This is a genomic window from Dyadobacter diqingensis (assembly GCF_024220585.1).
Lineage (GTDB): Bacteria > Bacteroidota > Bacteroidia > Cytophagales > Spirosomataceae > Dyadobacter > Dyadobacter diqingensis.
Genome location: NZ_JAMXKF010000002.1, coordinates 354,793 through 366,941, shown reverse-complemented (window position 1 = coordinate 366,941; position 12,149 = coordinate 354,793). Strand labels below are relative to the sequence as shown.

9 protein-coding genes are annotated in these 12,149 nt (G+C 42.6%); 2 read left to right on the top strand and 7 right to left on the bottom strand.

The features are described 5' to 3' along the window. Nucleotides 1-133: 133 nt before the first annotated feature. Nucleotides 134-754 carry a response regulator gene (locus M1L62_RS07140; protein WP_254412344.1) on the top strand — a complete coding sequence of 207 codons (621 nt, stop codon included), beginning with the start codon at nucleotides 134-136 and terminating at the stop codon, nucleotides 752-754. 138 nt (nucleotides 755-892) lie between these two features. Here M1L62_RS07140 and M1L62_RS07135 read toward each other — a convergent pair whose 3' ends face one another. From M1L62_RS07135 to M1L62_RS07125, 3 genes are all read right to left on the bottom strand, one after another. Next, on the bottom strand, nucleotides 893-3,925 hold the full coding sequence (locus tag M1L62_RS07135) for a sensor histidine kinase (RefSeq protein WP_254412343.1): 3,033 nt from the start codon (nucleotides 3,923-3,925) through the stop codon (nucleotides 893-895). A 63-nt stretch (nucleotides 3,926-3,988) separates the two neighbouring features. Beyond that, nucleotides 3,989-4,627, bottom strand: a complete 639-nt coding sequence (locus M1L62_RS07130) for an NUDIX hydrolase (RefSeq protein WP_254412342.1) — start codon at nucleotides 4,625-4,627, stop codon at nucleotides 3,989-3,991. A gap of 62 nt (nucleotides 4,628-4,689) precedes the next feature. Beyond that, nucleotides 4,690-5,673 carry an MBL fold metallo-hydrolase gene (locus M1L62_RS07125; protein ID WP_254412341.1) on the bottom strand — a complete coding sequence of 328 codons (984 nt, stop codon included), beginning with the start codon at nucleotides 5,671-5,673 and terminating at the stop codon, nucleotides 4,690-4,692. A 118-nt stretch (nucleotides 5,674-5,791) separates the two neighbouring features. Between M1L62_RS07125 and M1L62_RS07120 the strand changes: the two genes are divergently transcribed. Beyond that, nucleotides 5,792-6,145, top strand: coding sequence for a winged helix-turn-helix transcriptional regulator (locus tag M1L62_RS07120; protein ID WP_254412340.1), 354 nt, complete (start codon nucleotides 5,792-5,794; stop codon nucleotides 6,143-6,145). Nucleotides 6,146-6,249: 104 nt separating this feature from the next. Here the strand turns inward: M1L62_RS07120 and M1L62_RS07115 are convergent, their stop codons facing one another. The 4 genes from M1L62_RS07115 to infB form a co-directional block, all read right to left on the bottom strand. Then, entirely contained in the window at nucleotides 6,250-6,555 is a 306-nt protein-coding gene (locus M1L62_RS07115) for a DUF2829 domain-containing protein (protein WP_254412339.1), read from the bottom strand. A 410-nt stretch (nucleotides 6,556-6,965) separates the two neighbouring features. After that, nucleotides 6,966-8,084 carry an oxidoreductase gene (locus M1L62_RS07110; RefSeq protein WP_254412338.1) on the bottom strand — a complete coding sequence of 373 codons (1,119 nt, stop codon included), beginning with the start codon at nucleotides 8,082-8,084 and terminating at the stop codon, nucleotides 6,966-6,968. Nucleotides 8,085-8,166: 82 nt separating this feature from the next. Further along, nucleotides 8,167-8,781 (bottom strand): Crp/Fnr family transcriptional regulator, encoded by a 615-nt coding sequence (locus M1L62_RS07105; RefSeq protein ID WP_254412337.1) that lies wholly within the window; start codon nucleotides 8,779-8,781, stop codon nucleotides 8,167-8,169. A 141-nt stretch (nucleotides 8,782-8,922) separates the two neighbouring features. Continuing rightward, the gene (gene infB / locus M1L62_RS07100) at nucleotides 8,923-12,102 is read right to left on the bottom strand and encodes a translation initiation factor IF-2 (protein WP_254412336.1); all 3,180 of its coding nucleotides are present in this window, start codon (nucleotides 12,100-12,102) and stop codon (nucleotides 8,923-8,925) included. Nucleotides 12,103-12,149 lie beyond the last annotated feature (47 nt).

The following is a 12,149-nucleotide window of genomic DNA, read 5'->3' as shown; positions in this document are numbered from 1 at the left end:
TATACGACATAGCGGTTCAAAATCATAACAATTTTAAAATAGTACAAAAGAAAGATTTGGAATCTTCAATTTGTGCCAAATCTAACTTCTTAGTGAAGTCTTAATTCCAGGTAAGTTACAAATAGTTTTTATAATGATAATTGCTTCAATAGACAAGCATCCCGTATTACGCAAAGGCCTCGGCATATTTTTAAAAAAACAATTCGAAAATGCTACAATTCTGGAGTCGAGGTGTTTTGAATCGTTTCAAAATTTAAATCCGCACTCAAAACCTGACCTCATCATTATGGGGCTTGAAGAAAACTCCGTTTTTTTTGACATCAATATCATTAAATATGTAAAGGAGACGATGCCCAAAACAGCATTTATCATATACGACGGAGAGGCGCGTTATGATATGGCTGTTTCCTGTCTTGTGGCGGGTGCCAATGGGTATCTGGTGAAAAATGAGGAATTGGAGCAACTTGTGAAATGTATTGAAACTGCCATCAAAGGGCAGCGTTATGTTAGCGGAGAGCTGATCGATATTTTGCTTAATCAGTGTTATGAGGAATTGAACCAGAACACACCACTGGCATCCTTGAGCCGGGGTGAATATCAGGTAGCCAAATTTCTGAGTCAGGGGATGGAAGTGGACCAGATTGCAAAACTGCGGAACTACAAAATTTCAACCATCAACAAGCAAAAACTGAATATTTTTAGAAAATTGAATATCAGCCATACGCTGGAATTAAGAAATATCGTATTCGCGTAATGCTAAATCGATTTTAGCGTTTGGTTAGAGACAGCCGGGTTTTTATCCGCATAATGATTTTTTTTGACGTTGAATAGATCAGCCTCCTGGCTTTGTCGGGATGGTTGATTACCAAATACAGGTGGTCAATATTCTTCCTTAAACCTGAAAACTAAGCTGAATCGTGCTTCCCTGGTTATCCAGACTTTTTGCACAAATCCGGATTTTTAAAAGGATACTGATATCTTTCACAATGATCAGACCCAGGCCTTTGTGGTTCGGATTGCCCGGTCTATACAGCCAGCGATCGTAAGATTCATAGTTAACATTAAGCCATTCCAGAATTTCAGCCGGTATTCCTTTTCCTGTGTCCTCAATGATGATCTGGCGATAGTCCTTTTCCGCCCGGGTTGAAATCACAATCTTTGACTTACTCATTTTGACGGCATTATCCAGCAGGTTCTGGATGATGACCGAAAGCAATTTATCATCGCTCTTCACCTTGAAATCTCTCGCAACCTGATTGATTATTTCAATTTCCCTATGGTTGGCGCGCCCGTGTAGCAGTTTGCAGGAGTGTTCGACAATGTCAAAAACATTGACCTCATGAAAGGAAAGCGCTTGCTGACTGCCGGGGTTTTGGCTTTTTATGTAGTTTAAAAGATTGCTTGTATGTCCGCGGGCGTAATTAATGGTGTTGATCGTTTCGTCACTCATCTTGGAAATATAGGTATCAGCCAAACCGTATTTGCCCAGATGGTTTTGGATTTGGGTAAAAGATGAGCTGATAAAATGCAGCGGCGTTTGTATGTCATGATTAATTGCCGCAACAATCTGGTTATTAATATGATACTGTCGGTATAAATTCCTTTTCCTTTCCGCTTTCAGCAGAAATGTCGTTCTGAGTTTCAAGATGATCCAGAATAAAAGCAATAGCGCAAGAGCAAACACCACACGGAAAATCCAGGTCTCGTACCAGGCGGGATGGATATTGATTTTCAGGTTTTTGAAAGAATAATTATCCTTCGAAAAGCCATTTTGTTTTCTAATGACCAGGGTATGCTGGCCCGACGACGTATTTGGAATTTGTATGACCAGTTCGTCCGATACGGGCAGCCAGGTTTGAATATATCCCTCTTTTTGAAGCGCGTACTCCATCCTCAGATTGGTCCGATCGTTGAAATAGGGGGTTGCAAGGGATATCCGGAGCTGTTTAAAATTCCTTGGAACGTCTTTCAACGAGTCTGCGGTAATATTTTTTCCATCGAGTTCGATCTCGGTAATGAAGATTTCCTTGTTGGGCAGCTCCGGTCTGATCTTGTCAGGATTAAACCAAACGAGCCCGTTCATAGATGGAAAAGAAATGGTCTGGTCGGATAATGTGAGCGCACACGGCTGACAACCGCCGTTAAACTCATTGCTGCCGAACCCGTGACGCTTATCATAATGCAGGTAGAAAACAGACTGTTGTTTTTTGTGCGCAAAATTCTGTAAATCCTTCTTCTGTATCTGGAATAACCCCTTGTTGGTCGTAATCCAGAAATAACCCTTTTTATCTTCGACAATGCAATGTGAGGCGGATAAATATTGTTCTTTGTCGAGTGGAAGTTTAACCAGTTTATCATTTGTCATATAATAGAGTCCGTCTCCGTAGGTCGTAATCCAGGTTTCACCCTTTATATGGTAAATGCTTCTGATTGTAGAAGATTGGAGCTGGCGTATTGAGACTAATTTTTCGGAAGCCATATCAAATCTGAACAATCCTTTTTTTGTTCCGACAAGTAAATGCTGATCACTTAACCTGAACATGCAGGATACCTCTCCCAGCTTTGCCTTGATGATTGATTTCGGTTTGGAATTTCGATCGAAGGTATTGAGCGAAGACAAGACATTTTTTTCGCCACCGATCCATAATATCCCTTTCGGATCAAGGTACAGCGCCTTATGCCTTTCCGGTAGAGTGTATTCGATCAGAATTTTTGATCCTGTTTTGTTCAGTTTACTTAATGTATGACCGTTAATCATCCAAAATGTACTGTCACCGTTCATTGCCAGATAATATTTGCTGTCAATCCGGTTCATCAGCGGTGTGTTGTAATGAGACTTTAAAGCAGAGGTTTCTAAAAGAAGCCCCTGTGACGTCAGAATGGATGTTTTAGAAAAGGGCATTTGCGCATAGTAAACATTGTCCATTCCCTTGACGCCAAATCGCAGCGATTTGAAATCCTTGCCCCTTAATACATAAAACCCGGTTGTGTTACTTCCTAAAAAAAGGTATCCCGGTTTGGGATCGTAATAAACGGTCGAGATATTGTATTCGTCGAAATCAAAGTCATTTAAAATCAGACTTGTATGCAAAGAAGCACCATCGTCAGGTATGGTCAGCAAATAGAATTTTTTATTAAAGTATAGGTATGCTTCCAGTGAAACATTATTCCAGAAGAATTTGTAGTCGTTTTTATGACTTGAATAGGCGGCATCTTTTAAAATATCCCCGGTCAACGGCCGGTTCCAGTTTTTGTTATCGGCATTGAGATCCAGAAATGCTCCGTTTTGAGATCTCGCAAAGGGGTGGGAGCCGATCAGGAAAAATTCTTTGAATGTTCCTCTTATTGTTGATTTTTTTGTCTGTTTGTGATAATACTCAACTTTGTCTTTCGACCAGACATAGTATGTGTTTTCACCGGCGGGAGCTACAAAAGGGGGATGACTGTCCAGAATTTGATACCGGGATGGCAGACTCATCAGGAAGCCCATGTAATGATCCGTTTTTGCAGTCAGCGGAGAGTTTTGGCTGCGATAGGTGGAGTATGAGGTGTCAATTTTGGCTGTGCCGTCTTCCTGTATTTTTACGGATTCGTTTTTCTCTATTAAGGCGGTAAAGCGTTTGTTTGTGAGACTGTAATCCGGAAGCGAGGGGACTAGTCCATATATCCGGTTACTCGAAATCGAGCTGACAGACCTGTTAAATGTATAAAAGTGCTGACCGTCAAATCTGACAAGTCCGTCTTCGGTAGCGAGCCAGATAAATCCGTTGTTATCCTTCATGATCGCTTTTACACTATTTTGAGGTAACCCGTTTTCATCAGAATAATGCGTGATATTGAAATCAGGATTGCTGATTTGCTGCGCACGAGGCGTAAGAAACCCCAAAAGGCAGATCAGCAATAAAACCCCATTCCTCCGGATCATGAACGATGCAATTTATGAATAACGTTGATTTTTAAGCTTTATGAGCACTGGCTTAAAAGCCGTCTAGTCGCACAATACGGGTAGGTCTGGTTCTACCGCAAACCCGAAAATGGTTTCGAGCTGTTCGGGAGTGACGCGATAGGTGGAAAGCGGAAGTGATGCGGCAGACTCAAACCTGATCCAGGCGGCTCCTGACGTTTCGATTGTTTGTTGGGCCAGCTCTCCGCCGCCGGTAAGCTCGCAGAGTATAAAAAACTTGTAAACATACCACGGTTCGTAAGGATGGCCGTGTTTGTTTTTATCAAAAACAGCGAGCAATCTTGTTGCCTTTACATGAAGCCCTGTTTCTTCCATGACCTCTTTTTCGGCCACTTCAAAAGGAGAATAGCCAACGTCGGCCCAACCTCCCGGAATTGCCCAGCGATCATTGTCAGCCTTTTCCTGAGCCATCAGGATTTCATTTCCACTGCGAAAAACAACGGCGCGGATATCTACCTTGGGTGTTACGTATCCACTTTCAACAGGTAAGAGCTTAATGATATGTTCAATGGAAACATTACTCATTTCAGCTAAAATCTGAAGGGTTATATTACGGATTTCTTCGTAGCGCTCGCGGTCATAATCACTTTGCGGATATGCCAGGCCTGTCTGTGAAAGTGCATGTATTCTTTGAACGGCTGATAACAATTCCTGGGACGTCATGAATAATCTTAAATATATTTGGAAAAGGGTTTCCAAATATATGAAATGTGAAGTTGATTGCTTCAATCCGGGACAGAAAACGTCGTTTGAACCCAGTCGAACCCATCGTCTTTTTGTCTTACATGTCCTAAACCCGGCCATGGGAGGTGATATGAAAAGATCAGTTTCCGGTTTTCAGCGAGTTCTTTAAGTACTTTTTTTCGGGATTTTATAGCGAGATCAAAATCTGTATCACCCTCAAAACCCCAGTCAGGATGAGCTACTACCAGCGCCGAAGAGTGAACAAGGTCTGCGACGTGAACCAGCTCCTCATTTTTAGAGAAAATATTGACAATGGTATGCCCCGGCGTATGTCCGGGAGCCAGGACCAGGCGTATACAGTTGAAGAGCGTATCGCCGTCGTTAAAAAAATGCAGTTTGGGTTTAATGGTGGTGATGGTATGACGGGCGATATTCGTAACCATCTCGGCCAGCGATGCGTTTACTTTACTTTTAGAAAAATCCGGGCTGGCACCCATCCAGAAGTTGTTTTCAATTTGTGACAGATGGATGTTCGCGTGCGGGAAAACGAGTGTGTCGTCTTTGTTTAGTAAACCGCCGAGGTGATCAGGATGGGCGTGTGTTAAAACGATGTCCGTAATATTTTCGGGCTTGATCCCGGCAGCCGACAGGTTCTTAGGCAACCATCCGGAAGCGTCGCCAAAGTTAAAACCACAGCCACAGTCAATCAGAATAGTTTTTTGCGCACTTTTTACAACAAGGATATTGATGGCAAGATCAACTTCCTTAGATGGCAAAAAATTATCTTCAAGTGCTTTGATGACCTTGTCAGAAGCAATGCCGGGAGCGAAACTTGGTTGTATCTTATCAAATAAGATATGTCCGTCTGATATCACAATAAGTTCGAGATCACCCAGCCGGAATTTGTGATAACTGCTTAGGATTTTCTCCGGGTTCCCTTTCTGTTTTAATAACTCAGTTTTTAAAAAGAATGGAGCCGAAAGGCCCAGGACGGCGGTATTTTTTAATGCGTTTCGTCTGTTCATGATAATTTTTTCATCAAATGTATCGGAACAGAATCTTTGGGTCAAGTATGTACTTTTAAGTATCTTAGATACCTTTTAGTGTCTATTGCAGATTATCAGTGAGTTAAAAATTCAAATAATGAAAGATATCGGAGACAGTTCATTTTGCAGCGTCAACTACGCATTCCAATGTATAGGCGGAAAGTATAAAGGTCGGATTTTATGGTACCTGCATGAGCAAAAGGTATTGCGTTATGGTGAGCTTAAACGGACCATCAAAGGAATAACGACAAAAATGCTTACGCAAACTTTGCGGGAATTGGAAGAAGACGGGTTGGTTCATCGGAAAGTTTTCCTTGAAGTGCCACCTAAAGTTGAGTATTCTTTGACCATAGCCGGACTTGAAATAATTCCGTCAATCAATTCGCTGAGGGAGTGGGCGGATAGGCGGAATGAGGAAAAACCCGTTCAAAATATGATAACGGAATGCTGAGCAGCAAACATCTTAAAAGGGGTATGGGATCTGTTCGTTGTAAATTTTTTAAAGACCGGACGCCAATGATTTAAGAAATATTGGCGTCCGGAAATCACTATCGATTAGCTAAGTATGCACCAGTCCTGAGCGAGCATGTCAGACTGAGAGGCTTGCCAACCATTTAATACTTCGCCAGTTGCTGTCCATAAACACATGAATGGAAGGAATTCGATGTTTTTTTCCTGATTGATAAGAAAGGCCTTAACTGACTCGGGTAAGGATTTTACCTTTGGGATAAAATCCTTGGTAAGGGTGTTGCCCGGGCTCATAAAAATAAACATCCCATTTTCGTCCCAAACTTCACGACTAACACGTGCACCTGCTTTCAATGCTACCAGAGCACTTCCAAAACTTAATCCTGCTTTCATTGTTGATTAATTAAAAAGATTAGAAATTATTGAATTATTGAAAATTTTTATCCAAAGTTTTACAAGAAACTGTTGAGAACCTGACAAAATGAGTAAAAGAATTTCAGGTGATATTCCGAATTGGAATATCACAAGGTGATCAGGATCATAAGTAGAGGGTAAACGCCAGCCAATTTTATCAACGGCTGAATGGACAATTTAACACAGTTTACAGGACAAGTGGCTAATTTTAATTCGCGAACTTATCCTTGATGCTGTTCATTGTCAGGTAATTAAAAATACAAATAAATTAAAAAAACAGTTTAAAGCCAGAGGTGGCAATAGGGGCGGGGAGAATATTAGCAAGCCGCAGGGAGTTTCGGATTCCCGAAACTCCCTGCGGCTGTCGACTAATCATGATGATAAGAGATTTACTCGTAATACTGTTTCAATTTTGCGAGCTCTGATGCTGTATGACTTAACGTAAGACTTGGCTTGATCAATTCTTTAAAAAAAGGTATGACAGGTTTTTCGTGAAGTACTAAAAAAGGCCAGTCAGGATTAGCCAATGCAGCTTTGCCTATTGAAATAAAATCGGCTTGGTTGCTTTCAATTAAAGTCTCGGCTAAATTTAGGTCATGTAAACCACCGTTTGCGATGACCGGAACGCCCGTCAATTTTTTAGCAAGACCTGTTGAGGATAGTCCGTCAGGATACAGACATTCTCTGGCCCAGTTTCCGCCTTCGGCAGCTATGTGCAGATAATCAGGCTTGATTTTCGCCACAACATTAAATGTTTCGATTGCCGTTTGTGAGCCGCCAGGCCAGCGATAGGAGAGGTCGTTGACCTTGCTTTCTGACATCCGGATACCGACAATAAAACCTGATGGGACGGCTCCTTTGACGCAATTAAACACTTCTGCTAAAAAACTCAGCCGATTGGAAATGCTGCCTCCATAACGGTCGGTTCGCAGATTCGTGTATCCGGTGAGAAACTGATCGAACAAGTATCCGTTTGCAGCATGAATTTCAACCCCATCAAATCCTGCTTTTATGGCGAGTTTAGCTGCATTCAGATATCCTGTTTTTATGTGCTGCAAATCGCTTTCGGTTATTTCTTTGGGGATAGGAAATGTTCCGGTAAGACCTCCGGGTTCGGTTGATCTTTTCCCGATGGGTTTTATGGAAGAAGGAGCTATGGTGCTCTCGTGATATTGAGAAAGGGCTCCGGCGTGCATAAGTTGCGCAATGATCAAACTCCCTTCGTTATGGACCTGTTCGACAACTTTTTTCCATCCCTCCATTTGGTTTTCGTCGGTAAGTCCCGGCTGATTTTGGTCGGATTGGCTAAATAAGGTGTCGGTGTAGGTTCCCTCGGTAATAATTACGCTAAATCCTCCTTTGGCGAAAGCGTGGTAATATGCTGCCATTTCATCGGTTGGCACCCCTTCGGGTGTAGCACTTCTTCTGGTCATCGGCGCTACAATTAATCTGTTATTGAGCCTGTGGCCGCGTAACAACATCGGATCGAATATGCTGCTTTTTAACATTGTTTCGGATTTTATCTTAATCCAAAATTAAATGCGGAGGCAGGTAGTGGGCGTATAACTAGTTTAATATTTCGGCCTGTAATTATTTATTTTCGCCCTTAGCAAGATTTTTTCGGATCTGACTGAGGAATACCGGTGAGATTCCAAGATAGGAGGCGATATGTTTTTGAGGCAAACGTTGTTCAAGTGTCGGATATTTCCGGATAAGTGTTTTGTACAATGCTTCACCATTCATGGAGATAGAATTCAGGATACGTTGATTTTGGGCGATGGCGGAGTTTTGGTCCAATATCCGCCAGAATCTTTCAAAGGCCGGAATATCTTTGTAGAGTTGGTCAAGGTTTATTTTGTCTATTTGAAGAACAACAGAGGCTTCCTGAGCGATAATATTTCGTGTCGAAGGAATTTGTTGCAGCATACTCGTCGAATCGGTGATCCACCAATCTTCAAAAGCAAAATGTAGCGTGTGGTCGTTTCCCTTTTCGTCAATGGTAAATGAGCGGAGGAAACCCTTGCAGACAAAAGTTTCATGATTACAGATTTGTCCCTGTTCGAGCAGATATTGTTTCGGAAGCAATTGTTTTACTGTCAGAAGGGAACAAAAATATTGTTGCTGTTCCACTGTCAGTTCAATACGTTTTAACACATGACGAATAATAAATGCATGTAAGTTCGATGTTTTCTTGATGATACCCATTGATCTGAAAACTTGATATTGAAATTAATTTACCAATGTTTACCAGTTAAACAAAAGCGAAGAGAAAATAAACTTGTATACAACAAAGCCGGTCTTGATTGCTCAAAACCGGCTTTGTTATTATTCTATTGTGGTTTAACCTTACAGAGATCTCTTTACTTCACGTAATTCGAAACTTTCTATAATGTCACCAACTTCTATGTCATTGTAGTTTTTAATACTCAAACCACATTCATAACCATTTCTAACTTCCTGAACATCATCTTTGTAACGTTTCAGCGAGTCGATTTCACCCGTTAGAAGTACAATACCGTCACGAACGATACGAATCTTGTTGCTTCGTTTCACGAAACCATCCGTAACATAACACCCAGCAATCGTACCGATACGGCTGATTTTGAAGACTTCACGAATCTCGATATTACCAGTGATAATCTCTTCGATCGTTGGTGCAAGCATACCTGTCATCGCATCCTTAATCTCGTCGATTGCACTATAAATTACAGAGTAGTGACGAATTTCGATCTGATCCTGTTCCGCCATTTTCTTCGCATTAGCAGAAGGACGAACCTGGAACCCAACGATGATCGCATCAGCAGCAATCGCAAGGTTAACATCCGATTCAGAGATCTGACCAACCGCTTTATGGATGATATTAACCTGAACCTCATTGGTTGAAAGCTGCAATAACGAATCCGAAAGTGCCTCTACCGATCCATCCACGTCACCTTTGATAATCAGGTTAAGCTCACGGAAGCTACCAATTGCCTTACGGCGTCCGATTTCTTCCAGTGTAATGTGCTTACGGGTACGGATGGTTTGTTCACGTTGGATCTGCTCGCGTTTCACAGCGATGTCACGTGCATCACGTTCGTTTTCAAATACATTGAAACGATCACCTGCCTGCGGCGCTCCGTTCAAACCAAGCAGCTGAACCGGCATAGATGGCCCGGCAGTTTTAAGTTTACGACCCAAATAATCGGTCATCGCTTTTACTTTACCGAAATGCGCACCTGCTAAAACCACATCACCCACTTTCAGAGTTCCTGTCTCAACAAGGATCGTTGTAACGTATCCACGTCCTTTATCCAAAGATGCTTCAACAACACTACCGATCGCACGACGGTTAGGGTTTGCTTTCAGTTCAAGTAATTCTGCTTCCAGAAGCACTTTTTCCAAAAGAAGATCAATACCTAAACCAGATTTTGAAGATATTTCCTGAGTTTGGTACTTACCACCCCATTCTTCTACCAATATATTCATGTTAGCAAGTTCCTCACGTATTTTTTCCGTGTTAGCACCCGCTTTATCTACCTTACTAAATGCAAATACAATAGGTACACCTGCAACTTGTGAGTGATTAATCGCCTCACGTGTTTGTGGCATGATACTATCGTCCGCAGCAATTACAATAATTACAACGTCGGTAACTTTCGCTCCACGGGCACGCATCGCTGTAAAGGCTTCGTGACCCGGTGTATCAAGGAATGTAACCTGTTTGCCGGTTTTTGTTTTAACACTGTATGCACCAATGTGCTGTGTGATACCTCCCGCTTCACCGCTGGCAACATTTTCCGAACGGATATAGTCAAGAAGAGAAGTTTTACCGTGATCGACGTGACCCATGATCGTTACGATCGGAGCTCTTTCTACAAGGCTTTCTTCTGTATCAACTTCTTCAACAACGTCGTTTTGAACTTCCTCTTCTGCTGAGATAAAGGCAACTTCAAATCCGAATTCATCGGCGATAAAGGTGATGGCTTCGGCATCGAGACGCTGGTTGATCGAAACGAACATACCCATGCTCATACAAACCGAAATTACCTCCTGAACAGTAACTTCCATCAAAGAAGCCAGGTCATTCGCTGAAACGAATTCCGTTACGCGAAGTACTTTTGTTTCTTCAATTCCGTCTGCGTTTGGATCGTTCTGATCTGCACGGTCACGACGGCGAAGTCCTTTTCCACGTGCTGCGGTACGGGTATTACCTCCACCCATACGAGCCATTGTGGCCTTGATGTTATCAGAAACTTCTTTGTCAGAAACTTCTTCTCTTTTTCCTCCTCTGCGGTTGTTGTTACGGCCTTTGTTAGCAGCCGCTCCTCCACCTGTATTGGTATTTCCGGTTGTTCCGGCAGCAGGCGTAGTACCTGTGGTTCCGGCTGCTGGTCTTGTATTACCGGTATTTGTATTGGTTGTATTAGCCGTTCTTGGAGCGTTTTGATTAGGAGCTCCGTTTGGCGTTCTTGATCTGTTGTTATCCCTGTCTCTGTTAGCTGGAGCTCCGGGTGTCGTTGTTGTTCCTGTTGCTGGTGTGGTTGCAGGAGCGCCTGGAGTGGCTGGTCTTACTTCAACACCGTCACGGATACGCTTTCTCTTGCGACGACGTTTTTTATCTGATGCCGAATCGCTTGATGCTACCGGGTCTTTCTTTTTGATCCGGTCAGAAGGCAGTTCAATTTTACCAACAACCCGAAGACCGCGAAGCTGCTCACCGCGTGCTTCAATCAATTCAGATTCATTAGATTCTGGTGTTGCAGAGCTGCTTTCAGCAACTGGCTTGTTTTCAGCAACAGGAGGGGTAGTTTCTTTTACGGGAGTTTCCACCGGTTTTGACTCTTCTTTTAGAGTAGGTGGCTTCACTTCGGCAACGGGTTGTACCGGGGCCACTGGTTCCGGTTTTTCAACTACTACCTCTTTTTCAGCAACTAGCTCTTTCTTTGGTTGTTCGATAATTGTATTTTCAACAGGCGGTGTTACCACCGGCTGTGGTTCTTGCTTCACTTCCTGTACTTTCACAGGCTCCACTTCCTTCACCTCAGCTTTTGGCTCAGGTGTTACAACAGGCTGTGGTATTTCAGGTTTAACCTCCTTCACTACTTCCTGAACAGGCTCTGGTTTTGGCGCTGTAACCGGTCTCTTTGCGTCAAGATCGATTTTTCCAACCACTTTGATCCCCGGAAGTCTGTTTTCCAAAGCAGGTGTATTTGATTCTGCTTTTTCTTCTGCCTGAGGTTTTTCTTCAATAGGTTTAGAGGGCGAATTACGGAAATACAAAATTCCGTCAACGTCACTTTTCAGTTTTTCTTCCTTCACTTCGACTGCCGGTTCCGAAGAAGTATTTCTCGGAGACCATGAAGCTTTAAGATCCTCAGATTTGAAGTCTTTCGCAAGAAAATCAATTTGATCCGAATTAATTTTGGTATTGGGGTTACTTTCCACCTTGTACCCTTTGGCAGACAGGTGATCCACGATCGTAGTAATTCCTACGTTCAGGATCCTTGCCACTTGGCTTAGGCGCATCATTTTATCTTCTGCCATATTAGCAATTTGTAGAAAAAAGTTTTTGCATCCGTGGAAATATAAAC

Excerpts from the sequence above, each read along its gene's own strand:
- M1L62_RS07140 (WP_254412344.1), top strand. The coding sequence starts at position 134 with ATGATAATTGCTTCAATAGACAAGCATCCCGTATTACGCAAAGGCCTC.
- M1L62_RS07135 (WP_254412343.1), bottom strand. The coding sequence starts at position 3,925 with ATGATCCGGAGGAATGGGGTTTTATTGCTGATCTGCCTTTTGGGGTTT.
- M1L62_RS07130 (WP_254412342.1), bottom strand. The coding sequence starts at position 4,627 with ATGACGTCCCAGGAATTGTTATCAGCCGTTCAAAGAATACATGCACTT.
- M1L62_RS07125 (WP_254412341.1), bottom strand. The coding sequence starts at position 5,673 with ATGAACAGACGAAACGCATTAAAAAATACCGCCGTCCTGGGCCTTTCG.
- M1L62_RS07120 (WP_254412340.1), top strand. The coding sequence starts at position 5,792 with ATGAAAGATATCGGAGACAGTTCATTTTGCAGCGTCAACTACGCATTC.
- M1L62_RS07115 (WP_254412339.1), bottom strand. The coding sequence starts at position 6,555 with ATGAAAGCAGGATTAAGTTTTGGAAGTGCTCTGGTAGCATTGAAAGCA.
- M1L62_RS07110 (WP_254412338.1), bottom strand. The coding sequence starts at position 8,084 with ATGTTAAAAAGCAGCATATTCGATCCGATGTTGTTACGCGGCCACAGG.
- M1L62_RS07105 (WP_254412337.1), bottom strand. The coding sequence starts at position 8,781 with ATGGGTATCATCAAGAAAACATCGAACTTACATGCATTTATTATTCGT.
- infB (WP_254412336.1), bottom strand. The coding sequence starts at position 12,102 with ATGGCAGAAGATAAAATGATGCGCCTAAGCCAAGTGGCAAGGATCCTG.